General features: G+C 63.0%; 12 protein-coding genes and 2 pseudogenes. 8 read left to right on the top strand and 6 right to left on the bottom strand.

What is annotated here, in order from left to right:
• Positions 1-2 precede the first annotated feature (2 nt).
• From ACWPVA_RS13245 to ACWPVA_RS13255, 3 genes are all read right to left on the bottom strand, one after another.
• Positions 3-1,163 (bottom strand): ABC transporter ATP-binding protein, encoded by a 1,161-nt coding sequence (locus ACWPVA_RS13245; RefSeq protein WP_454288133.1) that lies wholly within the window; start codon positions 1,161-1,163, stop codon positions 3-5.
• Positions 1,164-1,242: 79 nt separating this feature from the next.
• Positions 1,243-2,304, bottom strand: a complete 1,062-nt coding sequence (locus ACWPVA_RS13250) for a polyamine ABC transporter substrate-binding protein (protein WP_454289591.1) — start codon at positions 2,302-2,304, stop codon at positions 1,243-1,245.
• A 166-nt stretch (positions 2,305-2,470) separates the two neighbouring features.
• Positions 2,471-3,898 (bottom strand): helix-turn-helix domain-containing protein, encoded by a 1,428-nt coding sequence (locus tag ACWPVA_RS13255; RefSeq protein ID WP_454288134.1) that lies wholly within the window; start codon positions 3,896-3,898, stop codon positions 2,471-2,473.
• A gap of 239 nt (positions 3,899-4,137) precedes the next feature.
• On the opposite strand from ACWPVA_RS13255, the gene aceA reads away from it, so the two are divergent.
• Entirely contained in the window at positions 4,138-5,427 is a 1,290-nt protein-coding gene (aceA, locus tag ACWPVA_RS13260; RefSeq protein WP_454288135.1) for an isocitrate lyase, read from the top strand.
• A gap of 110 nt (positions 5,428-5,537) precedes the next feature.
• The gene (locus ACWPVA_RS13265; RefSeq protein ID WP_454288136.1) at positions 5,538-5,774 is read left to right on the top strand and encodes an SMc00767 family acetate metabolism repressor; all 237 of its coding nucleotides are present in this window, start codon (positions 5,538-5,540) and stop codon (positions 5,772-5,774) included.
• Positions 5,775-5,889: 115 nt separating this feature from the next.
• On the opposite strand, the gene ACWPVA_RS13270 is transcribed toward ACWPVA_RS13265, so the two are convergent.
• Positions 5,890-6,483, bottom strand: a complete 594-nt coding sequence (locus tag ACWPVA_RS13270; protein ID WP_454288137.1) for a TetR/AcrR family transcriptional regulator — start codon at positions 6,481-6,483, stop codon at positions 5,890-5,892.
• Between the two features lie 146 nt (positions 6,484-6,629).
• On the opposite strand from ACWPVA_RS13270, the gene ACWPVA_RS13275 reads away from it, so the two are divergent.
• Positions 6,630-7,028 carry a RidA family protein gene (locus tag ACWPVA_RS13275; RefSeq protein ID WP_454288138.1) on the top strand — a complete coding sequence of 133 codons (399 nt, stop codon included), beginning with the start codon at positions 6,630-6,632 and terminating at the stop codon, positions 7,026-7,028.
• A 324-nt stretch (positions 7,029-7,352) separates the two neighbouring features.
• Here ACWPVA_RS13275 and ACWPVA_RS13280 read toward each other — a convergent pair whose 3' ends face one another.
• Together ACWPVA_RS13280 and ACWPVA_RS13285 are read right to left on the bottom strand one after the other, a co-directional pair.
• The gene (locus ACWPVA_RS13280; RefSeq protein WP_454288139.1) at positions 7,353-7,496 is read right to left on the bottom strand and encodes a hypothetical protein; all 144 of its coding nucleotides are present in this window, start codon (positions 7,494-7,496) and stop codon (positions 7,353-7,355) included.
• Between the two features lie 215 nt (positions 7,497-7,711).
• Positions 7,712-8,893 (bottom strand): NAD(P)/FAD-dependent oxidoreductase, encoded by a 1,182-nt coding sequence (locus tag ACWPVA_RS13285; RefSeq protein WP_454288140.1) that lies wholly within the window; start codon positions 8,891-8,893, stop codon positions 7,712-7,714.
• 125 nt (positions 8,894-9,018) lie between these two features.
• On the opposite strand from ACWPVA_RS13285, the gene ACWPVA_RS13290 reads away from it, so the two are divergent.
• The 5 genes and pseudogenes from ACWPVA_RS13290 to edd all read left to right on the top strand — a co-directional run bounded on the left by ACWPVA_RS13290 (position 9,019) and on the right by edd (position 15,972).
• Complete coding sequence (locus ACWPVA_RS13290; RefSeq protein ID WP_454288141.1) at positions 9,019-10,455, top strand: glutamine synthetase family protein; 1,437 nt, start codon at positions 9,019-9,021, stop codon at positions 10,453-10,455.
• Between the two features lie 13 nt (positions 10,456-10,468).
• Positions 10,469-11,755 carry an NAD(P)/FAD-dependent oxidoreductase gene (locus ACWPVA_RS13295; RefSeq protein WP_454288142.1) on the top strand — a complete coding sequence of 429 codons (1,287 nt, stop codon included), beginning with the start codon at positions 10,469-10,471 and terminating at the stop codon, positions 11,753-11,755.
• Positions 11,756-11,853: 98 nt separating this feature from the next.
• Positions 11,854-13,326: a glucose-6-phosphate dehydrogenase gene (gene zwf, locus ACWPVA_RS13300; RefSeq protein WP_454288143.1), complete on the top strand. Its 1,473-nt coding sequence runs from the start codon at positions 11,854-11,856 to the stop codon at positions 13,324-13,326.
• 10 nt (positions 13,327-13,336) lie between these two features.
• A pseudogene (gene pgl / locus ACWPVA_RS13305) lies at positions 13,337-14,034 on the top strand (6-phosphogluconolactonase).
• Between the two features lie 119 nt (positions 14,035-14,153).
• Positions 14,154-15,972, top strand: a pseudogene (edd, locus tag ACWPVA_RS13310) (phosphogluconate dehydratase).
• The last annotated feature ends 146 nt before the right edge of the window (positions 15,973-16,118 follow it).

Raw genomic sequence — 16,118 nt, forward strand, 5'->3', positions numbered from 1 at the left:
CTTCAGCGCGTCAGAACAAGGCCGGCATCGACCGGCCAGCTGAGCCAGACCTTGTCGTCCACGGTGATCGGTCGGTCGACAAGACGGTGGGTATTCGCTTGGGCGGCGCGGAAGGTGCTGCCATCCTCAAGCTTGACAATGAAGACCGAGAAGTCGCCGAGATAGCCGATGTCCCAGACCTCGCCGAAAAGCGCGTTGACCGCACTGTCGGCCGGGGGGGCACTACCGATGCGGACCTTCTCCGGCCGGATGGCGAAGGCCACAGCGGCGCCGGGTTCGGCCTTGCAGGACGGCTGGTCGACAACCACCTTCAAACCACTGTTGCAGATCACCGTCGCCAGATCGCCCTCGGCAACCTTCTCGACCGCCTCGAGCCTGCCCTCGACGATGTTGATGTCGCCGATGAAGTCGGCGACGTAGCGGCTGTTGGGTGCCTCGTAGATCTCAGCCGGCGTTGCCACCTGCATGATCTCGCCCTTTTCCATCACCGCGATGCGGTCGGACACGGTCATCGCCTCTTCCTGGTCATGGGTGACGATCAGGAAGGTGGTGCCCAGCGTCTGCTGGATGTCCATCAGTTCGAACTGGGTTTCCTCGCGCAGCTTGCGATCGAGCGCGCCGAGCGGCTCGTCGAGCAAAAGGACCTTCGGCCGCTTGGCGAGCGAGCGGGCGAGGGCCACGCGCTGGCGCTGGCCGCCGGAGAGTTGGTTCGGCTTGCGCTTGGCGAACTCCTCGAGTTTCACCAGCTTCAACATCTCGGCGACACGCGCATCGATCTCGTCCTTCGGCAGGCGATCCTGCTCAAGACCGAAGGCGATGTTCTTGGCCACCGTCATGTGCGGGAAGAGCGCATAGGACTGGAACATCATGTTGGTCGGCCGCCGATAGGGCGGCACGCCGGAAATATCATTGCCCTGCAGCAGGATCCGCCCCTCGGTCGGCTCCTCGAAACCGGCCAGCATGCGCATCAGCGTGGTCTTGCCACAGCCAGAGGGCCCGAGCAGAGAAAAGAACTCCCGCTCATAGATGTCGAGGGTGAGATCCTTGACAGCGGTGAAGTCGCCGAAGCGCTTCGTCACGTTCTCGAACCGGATGAAGGGGACCGATGCGGGATCGGTCCAGGGCGAGAATTTGCGTTTTACCGGTCCCAGAGATTTCGCCATCGCCCGATCCAAATGCCTATTGAAAATTTAGCTCAAATAAACCGGGCGCCCTCAAGGCGCCCGGTTTGTCATGATCGGGTCAGTTCCCGGTCTTGATCTGGGTCCAGACGCGGTTCAAGATTCGCTGTTCCTTCGGCCCATAGGGCGAGATGGTGAAGAGCTTCTTGACCGTTTCCGCATCCGGATAGACCGACGGGTTCTTGAAGACTTCCTCGTCGAGCAATGCCTGGGATGCAAGGTTGCCGTTGGCATACTGCACGTAGTTCGAGGCCTTGGCGATAACCTCCGGCTTCATCAGGAAGTTGATGAAGGCATGGGCTTCCTCGACGTTCTTGGCATCCGCCGGGATCGCCAGGTTGTCGAACCACATATAGGTGCCTTCCTTCGGGATCACATATTCAATCTCGACGTCGTTCTTGGCCTCCTCGGCGCGGGCCTTGGCCTGGAGAATGTCGCCCGACCAGCCGATCGTCATGCAGATATCGCCATTGGCGAGATCATCGATATAGGAGGAGGAATTGAAGGTCTTCACCGACGGGCGGATTTTCATGTAGACGTCACCGCCGGCCTCGAGATCAGCAGTGTCCTTGCTGTCCGGATCCTTGCCGATGTAGTTCATCGAAATGGCGAAGGTCTCATCCGAGGCGTCGAGAATATTGACGCCACAACCCTTGAGCTTTTCGGCATTCTCGGGCTTGAAGATCGCATCCCAGCTGTCGACCTTGAAGTCGTCGCCGAGCGCTGCCTTCACCTTGGCGACGTTATAGCCGATGCCCGTCGTACCCCACATGTAGTTGACGGCATATTCATTGCCCGGGTCGTACTTTGCCAGCCGCTCCATGATATCCGGCCACATGTTGGAAAGATTAGGCAGCTTGGATTTGTCCAGCTTCTGGAACACGCCAGCCTGAATCTGGCGGGCGAGGAACGGGCCGGTCGGCACGACCACGTCATAGCCCGAGCCGCCGGCAAGCAGCTTGGTTTCCACGATCTCGTTCGAGTCGAAAACGTCGTAGACAACCTTGATGCCCGTTTCCTTGGTGAAATCCGCGAGCACGGACTCGTCGATATAGTCGGACCAGTTGTAGACGTGAACCACGCCCTCGGCGCTGGCCGTCGAAGCCATCGCCAGAGTGACCATCGCGGCGGATGCAAGGAAGCGGATTGTTTTATTGCGCATTTTCTCTCCTGTTCCAGCCTCCGGGCACGTCGCCCGATCAGCTATTCCCTCAGTTTTTTTTAACAGAGTAGAAAGGAAATGGACGAGCGACAAGGGGTAATCTTCGCAGTCGCAAACGGTGCGGGACCTACTGAAAATCGAAGGCGGAGAGCCCCGTCACCATCTCGTCGAGGCCGAGCGGGCGTGTCACCGGCGGCTCGGCGCGGGCAAGGCATCCCTGCCTTTCGCACAGCCGGCAGGCGGTTCCGACCGCGACCGGGCCGAGCGTCGAACCCGCGACCACCTGGCCGTAGACCACCTCGTCGCGGTGGGCAATGTCGCAGGCGACCAGCAGCGCCGTGCGCCGCACCCGCTCGCTGAATCCGGCCTGTGGACCGTCGAGCGTGCGCGACAGGGTAAGAAAGCTGGTACCGTCCGGCATTTCGACGTGATCGACCAGCACCTGGCCCGGCTGGGCGAAGGCCGCATGGATATTGAGCTTGGGGCAGCCGCCGCCAAACTTGGCCTGGGGATAGCCCAGTGCACCGGCCCGGCGGAAACGGTGGCCGGCATTGTCGACCTCGAGCATGAAGAAGGGCACGCCCGAAGCCCCCGGCCGCTGCAGCATGGTCAATCGGTTGGCCGCCTGCTCATAGGACACGTTGAAGCGCGAACGCAGCATATCGATGTCATAGCGGGCCCGCTGCGCCGCCGAAAGAAAGGCGGCGTAGGGCATGATGACCGCATGCGCCGCATAGCGCGCCAGTTCGAAACGGCCGAGGCGCTTGGCCTCGCCGGTCGAAAAGGCCAGGCCCTCGAGCGCGGCGGCAATCTCCTCGCCGAAGGCCAGCAGGCTCGCCTCCATCGCCACTTCGCGCAACTGGTCGAAGGGCGACAGCCGTTCCGACAGGAAGAGTCGCATCGAATGCCGGTCGTAGCGGCGGCGCAGGTTGGGCATGGTGTGGATCGGCAGGGTGCGAACGACGATGCCATGCTTGGTCCTCAGCCAGGCCTTCAGCGCCGGCGCCAGGTCCTCGCCGGGCGACAGGCCGAGCGAGGCATGGAAGGCTTCCGCCGCATCCTCGATCCGCGCATGGAAATTCGGCCGCATCTCGAACCTTTCGCGCACCTCGTCGATCGGCAGGCGCGTGCCGGAGATCGAGGTCTCGTGGCCCTCGCGCGCCAGCAGTTCGGCAAGATCGGTCAGCCTTGCTGCCTGCTCGCGATAGGCGCGGTAGAGCTTGACGACGCCCGCCGCCGCATTGGGCGCGGCTTCCGCCACCTCGATCAACTCCTGGTCGCCCGGCACTTCGCCGGCCAGGAGCGGATCGGCGAACACCTCGCGCAGATGGCCGGCCATCCCGCCCGCCTCGCCCTGCAGCTCGTCGAGATCGACCTTGTAGACGGCGGCCAGTTTCAGTAGCAGCTGCACCGTCAGGGGACGCTGATTGCGCTCGATCAGATTGAGATAGGAGGGCGAGATTTCCAGCGCCTCGGCCATCGCCGTCTGGGTCAGCCCCAGCCCGTTGCGGATACGCCGCACCCTTGGGCCGGCAAAGATCTTGTTTTCCGCCATCTTGACACACCTTTTACAACCTTGGCCGACAATCGGACCAGCGACAACATTAACAATTTTTACAAATTTACAGTGCCCCAATGTCAAAGGCAAGACATGCTAACCTCTTTCCGGGGATCGATTTCCCCATTTATCTGGACGTTTTGTGCAGTGCGCTGTAAATCCAGTCACATCGAAAGCGAAACTTCTGCCAGCAAAAGGACAGTGGCTTCGTGAACCAGAGCAAGATGGAGTTTGCTATGACCGATTTTTACAACATCATCCCGTCCGCTCCCAAGGGCCGCTATGACGGCATCGAGCGCCCCTACACCGCAGAAGACGTCAAGCGTCTGCGCGGCTCGGTCGAAATCAAGTATTCGCTCGCAGAAATGGGCGCCAACCGCCTCTGGAAACTGATCAACGAAGAGCCCTTCATCAACGCGCTCGGCGCGCTCTCCGGCAACCAGGCCATGCAGATGGTCCGCGCCGGCCTGAAGGCCATCTACCTCTCCGGCTGGCAGGTCGCTGCCGACGCCAACACCGCATCGTCGATGTATCCCGACCAGTCGCTCTACCCGGCTAACGCCGCACCTGAGCTGGCCAAGCGCATCAACAAGACGCTGCAGCGCGCCGACCAGATTGAAACCTCGGAAGGCAAGGGCCTCTCGGTCGATACCTGGTTCGCCCCGATCGTCGCCGACGCAGAAGCCGGTTTCGGCGGCCCGCTGAACGCCTTCGAGATCATGAAGGCCTTCATCGAAGCCGGTGCTGCTGGCGTCCACTACGAAGATCAGCTCGCTTCGGAGAAGAAGTGCGGCCATCTCGGCGGCAAGGTTCTGATCCCGACGGCGGCCCACATCCGCAACCTCAACGCCGCGCGTCTCGCCGCCGACGTCATGGGCACGCCGACGCTCATCATCGCCCGCACCGACGCCGAAGCCGCCAAGCTTCTGACCTCGGACATCGACGAGCGCGACCAACCCTTCGTCGACTATGACGCCGGCCGCACCGCGGAAGGCTTCTACCAGGTCAAGAACGGCATCGAGCCCTGCATCGCCCGTGCGATCGCCTATGCACCGCATTGCGACATGATCTGGATGGAAACCTCCAAGCCGGACCTGGAACAGGCCCGCAAGTTCGCCGAAGCCGTGCACAAGGCCCATCCGGGCAAGAAGCTGGCCTATAACTGCTCGCCGTCGTTCAACTGGAAGAAGAACCTCGATGACGCGACGATCGCCAAGTACCAGAAGGAACTCGGCGCGATGGGCTACAAGTTCCAGTTCATCACGCTCGCCGGCTTCCACCAGCTGAACTACGGCATGTTCGAACTGGCCCGCGGCTACAAGGATCGCCAGATGGCGGCCTATTCCGAGCTGCAGCAGGCCGAATTCGCGGCGGAAGTCAACGGCTACACCGCCACCAAGCACCAGCGCGAAGTCGGCACCGGCTACTTCGACGCCGTCTCCATGGCGATCACCGGCGGCCAGTCCTCGACCACGGCGATGAAGGAATTGACCGAAACCGACCAGTTCAAGCCCGCAGCCGAGTAAGCCTAAGGGCCTGCCCCTCACCCTAGCCTTCTCCCCGCTCGCGGGGAGAAGGGACTGCCAATACCCTGGATCAACAATTCAAGAACCCCGCATATAAGAGGAGAAATGCCATGACCCCGCAGACCCGAGTTAAGGAACGCGCTGAAGAACAGGCTTCCGCCATGACTGCCGACCAGCAGGCCATGATCCGCATGGTGGCCAACGACCTGCATCGCCTCAACCAGTCGGTCATGAAGGCGGTTGACGCCGGCGTATCGGTCGAGCTCGTCCGCTCCGCCCGCCATCACGGCGGCGACGGCAACTGGGGCGACCTGTTGATCCCGGTCATCGTGACCCAGGGCAAGTAAAAAAGCTTTACGGACCATTCGGGGCGTCAAAACCCCGGGTCGGCTCCCGCGCAATGATCGCTGGCTTCGGGGGGAGCTTCACGCGGTCGCTGCGCGGGATTTTCGTTTTCAGGGGCTAGAGGGCTTTAGCGAGCAAGCCTTCCGCCAAGGTCCGGAAGGCATCCACGGCCTTGGGCAGTACATCTCCCGGATTGTCGCTTGCGGCGATCCAGAGGGCTGCGTTGAGGGCTGCGCCGCTCAAAAGCCGCGCTGCCGCTTCGGCGTCGACGGGCTTGATCGTGCCTTGCGCGATAAGGCGCTCCACGACCACGCGGGTCGCCTGCAGGCAGCTGCCCTGGCTCGGCCACCGCGAGGGATCGCCAAGCACAGCAGGTCCATCCAGCAGGACGATGCGCTGCACCTCAGGGTCGAGCGCCATTTCGATATAGGCTACCCCTTCGTCCAATAGGGCCTGCCAAGCGCTGTCTGCGCCTGCTCCGCGCTCCTGCGCGCGCGCCGCCATCTCGGAATCGATCTGATGGACCACAGCGGCCAGAAGGCCCTTCTTGTCCCCGAAGTTATGATAGAGGGCACCTCGGGTCAGGCCGGCCTTGGCGGTAAGCTCATCCATCGACGCCGCTGCATAGCCCTGCTCGGCAAAGGCCGCTCGAGCCGCCGCAATGAGCTTGGCGCGGTTTTCCTCCATGGTCTCACTGCGTCGTCTTGCCATGCTGATCCTTGATTTCAGATACGCACCGTATGCCAATTGACATACGAGACGTATGCGCGTATTTCACATACGCCTCGTATGAATAATGCTGTTCGCGCCGCCTGCCAAGCCTTCCCCGCAGCAAAAGAATGACTGGAGAACCCTGCATGACAAGACGCCAAGCCATCTTTCCCGCCAATCGACACGCGCTTTATGAGGAGCACGGCTATTCCGCGGCGATCCGTTCCGATGACCTGTTGTTTGTGTCGGGACAGGTGGGAAGCCGGTCCGATGGCACGCCGGAGCCCGACTTCTCCGCCCAGGTCGAGCTCGCCTTCAGCAACCTGGAAGCCACGCTCCATGCCGGCGGATGCAGCTTCGATGATATCGTCGATGTCACGACCTTTCATACCGATCCGGAAACACAGTTCCCGGCCATCATGGAGGTCAAGCAGCGCGTCTTCAACCAGCGACCCTATCCGAACTGGACGGCCATCGGCGTCAACTGGCTTGCCGGTTTCGATTTCGAGATCAAGGTGATCGCGCGCGTCCCGTCCGCGCAATAGTTCGCAACACCGTGGCGCCGACGGGGCTCGCGTCAACCGAGCCTCGGTCGCCTGCCGGCGACAAGATCCGCGTGCGCCTTCATCGGCTTGCGCATCCGTTCGACCTCCGCGCGGATTTCCCGCTGGTGGCGGATCGTCATTGCCCGTCACGATCCACAGGCGGATTGGCCGTTGTCCGACCCCGGCAAGGACACGCGCAGCGCCCCGATGGCGCCAGCATGCGGATCGGGCTTGCACCCGGCCCTCCAATGACGACGACAATCGGAGCCCGGCCAGCGCCGGTCACTCGACGTTCAGCACGGCCGGCTACCGGTCCGCCTGAACTCAACCGGCGAAGGCGAGAGCCAGTGCGGCAAGCGCTGCGGAGGCGCCGATGCTAAGGAGGGTGAAGCGGACAAGCCGGGCGCGGTCTTCGTCGCGCGTCCTAGCAATGGCGATCACCCGTGGCTTGCTGTTCTGTCTGTTCATCGGCGCTATCCTGTACACTGCCGTTGAGGAAAACAATGCCGTCTCATGGCGGCAATCCGGTTCAATATCATGTCACATCCAGCTAAGGATGCCGGCATCGAACCAGAATGATCCTGGCACGTTAACAATAGCTAAAATATGGCGGAAAGCTTGGGCAAATTGCGTTCGATCACGCGATCTTGTTGCTTTGCATCAGAGCGGTTGTCCCGTTGGGATCAGACGCTCTCGCCCGCCGCATGGCCCGACGCCCAGGCCCACTGGAAATTATATCCACCGAGCCAGCCGGTGACGTCGACACATTCGCCGATGAAATAGAGGCCGGGGACGGTTTTTGCCATCATGGTCTTCGAATCCAGCCCTGCCGTGTCGATCCCGCCGAGGGTCACTTCGGCCGTGCGATAGCCCTCTGAGCCTGCCGGCTTGATCGTCCATGCACGCAGGAAGTTCGCCGCAGCCTCCAGCGCCTTGTCCGAAAGATCGGCGAGCGGTTTTTCGAGGGCCAAGCGCTCGGCAACATATTGCGCCAGCCGCTTCGGCAGGTGCAGCGCCAGCACCGTCTGCACCGCCTGACGGCCATTCTCCTTCCTGGCCGCCTTCAGCACAGCGGCGAAATCGACATCCGGTTCGAGGGAAAGCGTGATCTCGTCCCCCTCGCGCCAATAGCTGGAGATCTGCAGGATGACCGGACCGGACAGGCCTCGGTGGGTGAACAGCAGGGCCTCGCGAAACGCTGTCTTGCCGTGGCGCACCTCGGCATTGACAGAAACACCGGAAAGCGGCGCAAGCTCGGCCAGCAGCACCGGATCAAGTGTCAGCGGCACCAGCCCAGGCCTCGTCTCCGTCAGCCGAAGGCCGAACTGTTCCGCGACCTTATAGGCAAAACCCGTCGCTCCCATTTTCGGGATCGATTTGCCGCCGGTGGCGATCACCACGGAAGCGGCTTGAATTTCTCCGTCCGTCGTCTGGAGGCGAAAGCCCCCCTCGCCCTTCTCGACAGCGGAAATCTCAACTCCGAGCCGCATGTCGACCCCGCCGGAGCGCATCTCGTCGAGCAGCATGCGGATAATGTCTCGGGCGCTGTCGTCGCAGAACAATTGGCCGAGTGTCTTCTCGTGCCAGGCGATCTTGTGTGTCTCGACCATGGCAATGAAGTCCGCCGGCGTAAAACGGGCGAGCGCCGACTTCATGAAGTGCGGATTGCCGGACAGATAGTTCTTCGGGCCAGCATGAATATTGGTGAAATTGCAGCGCCCGCCGCCGGAAATGCGGATCTTTTCGCCCGGCGCCCGGGCATGATCGACGAGCAAGACGGTGCGGCCGCGCTGGCCGGCAGTCAGCGCGCACATCATGCCGGCGGCGCCGGCCCCTATGATAGCAAGATCAAATATATGCGCCAATTCTTGGCCCCTGCGTCAAAGAAACACTGTTTTTTCGATCGATCAGTCAAAGTCAATGCCGTTCCCCCCTCGCCAAACGCCGAACTCGGGTTATGATGCCGCCATCAACAAACAAACGGTGAGACATGCCTCCGAAGAAGAATATGCTCAGACCCAAAGGCGCAGCTGCGAAAAAGGCGAGCATTCCTCCGGACCCAAAGTCCACCCGTGGCGTCAAGACGTGGAAAGAGGCGACCGCCTGGCTGCGCGCCCGCGGCATCGAGGACATCGAATGCATCACGCCGGACCTCGCCGGCGTGCCGCGCGGCAAGATGATGCCGACCTCCAAGTTCACCGGCGATTCCTCGCTGGCGCTACCGTCGGCGCTCTACCGCCACACGATTTCCGGCGAATATCCGGAAGAAACCGAGAACTTCCGCTATGAACCGCGCGACAGCGACCTGAAGCTGGTGCCGGATCTGTCGACGCTGTCGGTCGTCCCCTGGGAGACCGATCCGACCGCCCAGGTAATCTGCGACGTCGTCGGCTCCGATGGCCAGCAGGTTTCCTATACGCCCCGCAACGTCTTGAAGAACATTGTAAAGCTTTACGACGACAAAGGTTGGAAGCCAGTCGTCGCGCCGGAGATCGAGTTCTATCTCGTTGCGATGAACGACGACCCCGACTATCCGCTGCATCCGCCGAAGGGCCGCTCCGGCCGCTCCATCCTCGGCGGCCAGGGCTATTCGATCGCGGGCATCAACGAGTTCGACGAACTGATCGACGACATCTACCACTTCTCGGAAAAGCAGGGTCTTGAGATCGACACCCTGATCCACGAGGAGGGGCCGGCCCAACTCGAGATCAACCTTCGCCACGGCGACCCGGTCGAGCTTGCCGACCAGGTCTTCCTGTTCAAGCGCACGATCCGCGAGGCGGCGCTGAAACACGGCATCTACGCCACCTTCATGGCCAAGCCGATGCAGGGTCAGCCGGGCTCCGCCATGCACATCCACCAGTCGGTGATCGACGTGGAGACGGGCAAGAACATTTTCTCCGACCCGGATGGCTCGCCGTCGAAGGAGTTCTTCCACTTCATCGGCGGCATGCAGAAATATGTACCAAGCGCGCTGGTCATGCTCGCTCCATACGTAAACTCCTACCGGCGCCTGACCCCCAATATGGCGGCGCCCGTGAACAATGCCTGGGGCTATGACAACCGCACCACGGCCTTCCGTGTGCCGGTTTCCAATGCCGCTGCCCGTCGCGTCGAAAATCGCCTGCCGAGTTCGGATGCCAATTCCTATCTCGCGCTTGCGGCCTCTCTCGCCTGCGGCTACCTCGGCATCATCAAGGAGATCGAGCCGACGGCAGCCGCCGAGGGTTCGGCCAACGAAGGTTCCGTCGATCTGCCGCGCGGCCTGCTCGAAGCGGTGTCGTTGATGGAGAACGAGCCGGATTTCCTCGAAGTCTTCGGGCAGGAGTTCATCGGCATCTATGCCGGCGTCAAGCGCGGCGAATTCGAGACCTTCATGCAGGTCATCAGCCCGTGGGAACGCGAATTCCTGCTGCTGAACGTCTGAGGGAAGGGGTTCCATGACCTGGCAAAGCCCGATCGCTCCGGGGATCTCCTGGTATCAATCCACCGTGACCGAGCGGCCGGAATATCCGGCCCTCGACGGATCGAAGACGGTTGACGTCGCCATTGTCGGCGGCGGCTTCACCGGCTTGCAGGCCGCCTACAACCTCGCAAAGGCCGGCCTCTCGGTCGTCGTGATCGAGGGCTGCCGAATCGGCGACGGCGCATCCGGCCGCAATGGCGGGCAGATGGGCACCGGCCAGCGCTGGTATCCGGAAGAACTGGAGGCCGAACTCGGCTACGAGCGCTCCAAGGCGCTGTTCGACCTGGCCGAGAACGCCAAGAAATACCTGATGGCCTTCGCGGAGGAAAACGGCATCGACATGGAATTCATGCCGTGCCAGATGAACGTCTCCCACAAGCCGGGGCACGACAAGGAATACCAGCGCACGGCGGAGATCGCCGCAACGCGCTATGGCTATCCGCATCTCGCCTACATGGACGGCAAGGAAACCGCGGAACGCGTCGGCTCGCAGCGCTTCTTCTGCGGCGTGCGCGACAGCGGCACCGGCCATATCCATCCGCTGAAGCTGATCGTCGGGCTCGCCAGGGCGGCCAAGGCTGCGGGTGCGGACATCCATGAGATGACCAAGGCTTCGTCGATCCGCCAGTCCGGGGGCAAGACCCTGATCGACACGCCGACCGGCACGATCACCGCGAATAAGGTGCTGATCGCGACCAATGCCTATATCGGCAATCTCGAGCCTGTGACGGCCGCCCATGTCATGCCGATCCGCTCCTTCATCGGCGCGACGGTGCCGCTCGACAAGTTCCCCTCCGTCATCCCGGGCAAGGAATTGATCGCCGACTCGCGCTTCGTCGTGCGTTACTGGCGCCGTACGCGCGACGGAAGACTGCTGTTCGGCGGGCGCGAGGCCTATACCTCGGACACGCCGCGTGACATTTCCACCCATATCCGCAGGCAGATCGCCGAGATCTATCCGGAACTCAAGGATATCGAGATCACCCATGGCTGGGGCGGATCGGTCGGCATCACCATGCCGCGCAAGCCCTTCGCCCGCGAAGTCATGCCCGGCGTGATCTCGATCGGCGGCTATTCCGGCCACGGCGTCATGCTGTCCAACTATTGCGGCAAGCTCTATGCCGACATGGTGACGGGCAAGGGCCGCGAGCTCAACCATCTGCTCGACCTGAAAATCCCGCCCTTCCCCGGCGGTTCGCGCCTGCGCACGCCGCTTCTGTTCCTGGCCCTCACCTGGTACGCGCTGCGCGACCGCTTCTGATTTTTGCGCTGCGGGCAGGTTTTCGCACCTGCCCACTGGCTTTTTTAAATCGATTAGATTACATCTGGCTTCAGTGATTTCGATTGAGAGAAGCCTGAATGAGCAGCCAGATCATCCCCGTCGAGCCGTTTGACTATGTCGTCTTCGGCGGCACCGGCGATCTTGCGGAGCGCAAGCTCTTGCCCGCCCTTTATCACCGCCAGCTCGCCGGCCAGCTGACCGAGCCGACCCGCATCATCGGCGCCTCGCGCACGCCGATGACGCAGGAGGAATACTGCCACTTCGCAAAGAACGCGCTGAAAGAACACCTGAAACCTGGCGAATGGGCCGATGACGAGGTGGCGAAGTTCTGCGCCCGCATCCATTATGTCTCGGTCGACGCCAAGTCGCCGGAGGGCTGGGACAAGCTGAAGACGCTGCTCGACGAGGGCAAGGATCTGGTGCGCGCCTTCTACCTCGCGGTGTCGCCCTCGCTGTTCGGCGACATCGCCGACAAGATCCGCGACTTCCAGCTGATCACCCAGTCGACCCGCATCGTCGTCGAAAAGCCGATCGGCCGCGACCTCGCCTCGGCTGATATCCTCAACGACACGATCGGCAAGGTGTTCAAGGAAGAGCAGATCTTCCGCATCGACCACTATCTGGGCAAGGAGACGGTGCAGAACCTGATGGCGCTCAGGTTCGCCAATGCGCTCTACGAGCCCTTGTGGAACTCCGCGCATATCGACCATGTGCAGATCACGGTCGCCGAATCCGTTGGCCTTGAGGGCCGCGTCAGCTATTACGACAAGGCCGGCGCACTCAGGGACATGGTGCAGAACCACATCCTGCAGCTTCTCTGCCTGGTGGCAATGGAAGCACCCAATTCCATGGATGCGGAAAGCGTGCGCGACGAGAAGCTCAAAGTGCTGCGCTCACTGAAGCCGATCACCCCGGCCAATGTGGAAAAACTCACCGTGCGCGGCCAGTACAAGGCCGGCGCCTCGGCGGGCGGCCCGGTCAAGGGCTATGCGGAGGAACTCGAAGGCCCTTCCGACACGGAGACCTTTGTCGGCATCAAGGCCGAGATCGCCAACTGGCGCTGGGCCGGCGTTCCCTTCTATCTGCGCACCGGCAAACGGCTCGCCGCCCGCATGTCGGAGATCGTCATAGCCTTCAAGCCAATTCCGCACTCGATCTTCGACGATGCCGCCGGACGGATCGAAGCCAATATGCTGGTCATCCGCCTGCAGCCCGACGAGGGCGTCAAGCAGTGGCTGATGATCAAGGACCCCGGTCCGGGCGGCATGCGGCTTCGACACGTGTCGCTCGACATGAGCTTCGCCCAGGCCTTCGACGTGCGCAATGCGGACGCCTACGAGCGCCTGCTAATGGACGTCATCCGCTCGAACCAGACGCTGTTCATGCGCCGCGACGAAGTGGAGGCCGCATGGCGCTGGGTCGACCCGATCCTCACGAGCTGGGAGGAGACCGGCCAGAAGACGCAAGGCTATACCGCCGGCACCTGGGGTCCGAGCCAGGCGATCGCGCTGATCGAGCGCGACGGCCGGACCTGGCACGAAGCGGACTAGGACGGACGCCATGCCCCATGTGATGCACCAGTTCGAAAGCCGCACCGCCCTTGCCGAGGCTCTGGCCGAAAAATCTCGTCCGTCCTTCAGGCGGCGATCGCCTCGCGCGGCTCCGCCTCGCTGGCGGTCTCCGGCGGATCAACTCCGACGCTATTGTTCGAAACGCTCTCCAGCCGTGCGATCGCCTGGGACAGGGTCACGGTCACGCTGGTCGACGAGCGCTTCGTCGGGCCGGATCACGGCCGATCCAACCATCTGCTGGTGAGGACCCACCTGCTGCAGAACGCCGCCGCCAAAGCTACCTTCGTTCCCCTCTACCATCCGGTGGCGAGCGCCGAAGAGGCGGCCGCCCTAGCGACGGCAGAGATTGCCACCTTCGGCAAACCGTTCGACGTCACGATCCTCGGTATGGGCAATGACGGCCACACCGCCTCGTTCTTCCCCGGCGGAGACCATCTCGCCGAGGCGCTGGACGCGAGCGCCCCACGCCGGGTGATGACGATGGAAGCGGAAGGGGCCGGTGAGCCCCGCCTCACCCTCTCCTTCTCCGCCCTCTGCGACTCGCGCCTGCTGGTGCTTCACATCGAAGGCGTGGAGAAGAAGGCGGTTCTCGACAAGGCCCTGTCCGGTACCGACGAGGCCGAGATGCCGGTCCGCGCCGTGCTTGAACGGTCAAAGACCGCACCCGACATCTACTGGGCGCCCTGAGCCGCCCCACCGCTGCCGCCCCGATCGCGGGACGGCTACCGACACGCCCGCGGGAAGCGGGCTTTCAGCGCGTCGATCGAGCCTGAGCCGTCGCGCGCGTTTTGAAGGAGTGACATCCGATGTCCGCAGACAGCCGTATCGAAGCCATCACCCGCCGCATCATCGAGCGTTCCAGGCCGACCCGTGAAGTCTATCTCGACCGTGTCCGCGGCCAGATCGGCAAGGGCGTGCACCGCTCTACCCTGTCCTGCGGCAACCTCGCCCATGGCTTTGCCGCCTGTTCGGTCGGGGACAAGGCGACGCTGTCCGGCGACGTCGTGCCCAATCTCGGCATCATCACCTCCTACAACGACATGCTCTCGGCCCACCAGCCGTTCGAGACCTATCCGGCGCTGATCCGCGCCGCCGCGGCCGAAGCCGGCGGCGTGGCGCAGGTAGCGGGCGGCGTGCCGGCCATGTGCGACGGCGTCACCCAGGGCCAGCCGGGCATGGAGCTGTCGCTGTTCTCGCGCGACGTGATCGCCATGGCGGCCGGCATCGGCCTCAGCCACAACATGTTCGACGCGGCCGTCTTCCTCGGCGTGTGCGACAAGATCGTGCCCGGACTGGTGATCGCCGCGCTCACCTTCGGCCACCTGCCGTCGATCTTCGTTCCCGCCGGGCCGATGACCACGGGGCTTCCGAACGACGAGAAGTCGCGCATCCGCCAGCTCTATGCCGAGGGCAAGGTCGGCCGCGCCGAACTGCTGGAGGCCGAGTCCAAGTCCTATCACGGCCCCGGCACCTGCACCTTCTACGGCACCGCCAATTCCAACCAGATGCTGATGGAGATCATGGGCTTCCACATGCCCGGCGCCTCCTTCATCAACCCGAATACGCCGCTGCGCGACGCGCTGACCAGGGAAGCCACCAAACGGGCGCTCGCCATCACCGCCCAGGGCAATGACTTCACCCCGGCCGGCGAAATGGTCGACGAACGCTCGATCGTCAACGGCGTCGTCGGCCTGCATGCCACCGGCGGCTCGACCAACCACACCCTGCACCTGATCGCCATGGCCCGCGCCGCCGGCATCCAGCTGACTTGGCAGGACATTTCAGAAGCTCTCCGACATCGTACCGCTGATTGCCCGCGTCTACCCCAACGGGCTTGCCGACGTGAACCATTTCCACGCCGCCGGCGGCATGGGCTTCCTGATCAAGCAACTCCTGAAGGTCGGCTTCTTGCATGACGACGTGCGCACGGTCTATGGCCAGGGCCTTGCCGCCTATACGATCGATCCGAGGCTTGGGCCCGACGGCACCGTCGAGCGCCAGCCCTCGCCGGAAGAGAGTGCCGATCCCAAGGTTCTCGCCCGCATCGAGGCGCCGTTCCAGTCGAACGGCGGGCTCAAGATGCTGACCGGCAATCTCGGCAAGGCGGTGATCAAGATCTCCGCCGTCAAGCCGGAGCGCCAGGTGATCGAGGCCCCGGCCATCGTCTTCCACGACCAGCAGGCGCTGCAGGACGCCTTCAAGGCCGGCGAGCTCGACCGCGATTTCGTCGCCGTCGTACGCTTCCAGGGACCGAAGTCGAACGGCATGCCGGAGCTTCATCGCCTCACCCCGCCGCTCGGCGTCTTGCAGGACCGCGGCCACAAGGTGGCGCTCGTCACCGACGGCCGCATGTCCGGCGCGTCGGGCAAGATCCCGGCGGCGATCCACCTCACGCCCGAAGCCGTCGACGGCGGCGCCATCGCCCGCATCCAGGACGGCGACATGATCCGCCTCGACGCCATTGCCGGAACGCTGGAAGTGCTGGTCGACGCCGCCGAATTCGCCGCCCGCCCGGCCGTCGTCGCCGATCTCTCGGCCAACGAATTCGGCATGGGCCGCGAACTCTTCGCGCCGCTCCGCCGGGTGGCAGGACCGGCGGACGAGGGTGCCAGCGTGTTGTATTAGGTCGGCGCAAGCCCTCTCATGCTGAGGTGCCCTCGCGAAGCGAGGGCCTCGAAGCATCCGGCCTGCGGACACAATCCAGCGAAGACGCCAGCTGCACCGACTCCGAAACGCAAGAAGCCGGCCATCGAGATGACCGGCTTCCTATT

Source organism: Rhizobium arsenicireducens, assembly GCF_964021225.1.

Excerpts from the sequence above, each read along its gene's own strand:
- ACWPVA_RS13245 (WP_454288133.1), bottom strand. The coding sequence starts at position 1,163 with ATGGCGAAATCTCTGGGACCGGTAAAACGCAAATTCTCGCCCTGGACC.
- ACWPVA_RS13250 (WP_454289591.1), bottom strand. The coding sequence starts at position 2,304 with ATGGTCACTCTGGCGATGGCTTCGACGGCCAGCGCCGAGGGCGTGGTT.
- ACWPVA_RS13255 (WP_454288134.1), bottom strand. The coding sequence starts at position 3,898 with ATGGCGGAAAACAAGATCTTTGCCGGCCCAAGGGTGCGGCGTATCCGC.
- aceA (WP_454288135.1), top strand. The coding sequence starts at position 4,138 with ATGACCGATTTTTACAACATCATCCCGTCCGCTCCCAAGGGCCGCTAT.
- ACWPVA_RS13265 (WP_454288136.1), top strand. The coding sequence starts at position 5,538 with ATGACCCCGCAGACCCGAGTTAAGGAACGCGCTGAAGAACAGGCTTCC.
- ACWPVA_RS13270 (WP_454288137.1), bottom strand. The coding sequence starts at position 6,483 with ATGGCAAGACGACGCAGTGAGACCATGGAGGAAAACCGCGCCAAGCTC.
- ACWPVA_RS13275 (WP_454288138.1), top strand. The coding sequence starts at position 6,630 with ATGACAAGACGCCAAGCCATCTTTCCCGCCAATCGACACGCGCTTTAT.
- ACWPVA_RS13280 (WP_454288139.1), bottom strand. The coding sequence starts at position 7,496 with ATGAACAGACAGAACAGCAAGCCACGGGTGATCGCCATTGCTAGGACG.
- ACWPVA_RS13290 (WP_454288141.1), top strand. The coding sequence starts at position 9,019 with ATGCCTCCGAAGAAGAATATGCTCAGACCCAAAGGCGCAGCTGCGAAA.
- ACWPVA_RS13295 (WP_454288142.1), top strand. The coding sequence starts at position 10,469 with ATGACCTGGCAAAGCCCGATCGCTCCGGGGATCTCCTGGTATCAATCC.
- zwf (WP_454288143.1), top strand. The coding sequence starts at position 11,854 with ATGAGCAGCCAGATCATCCCCGTCGAGCCGTTTGACTATGTCGTCTTC.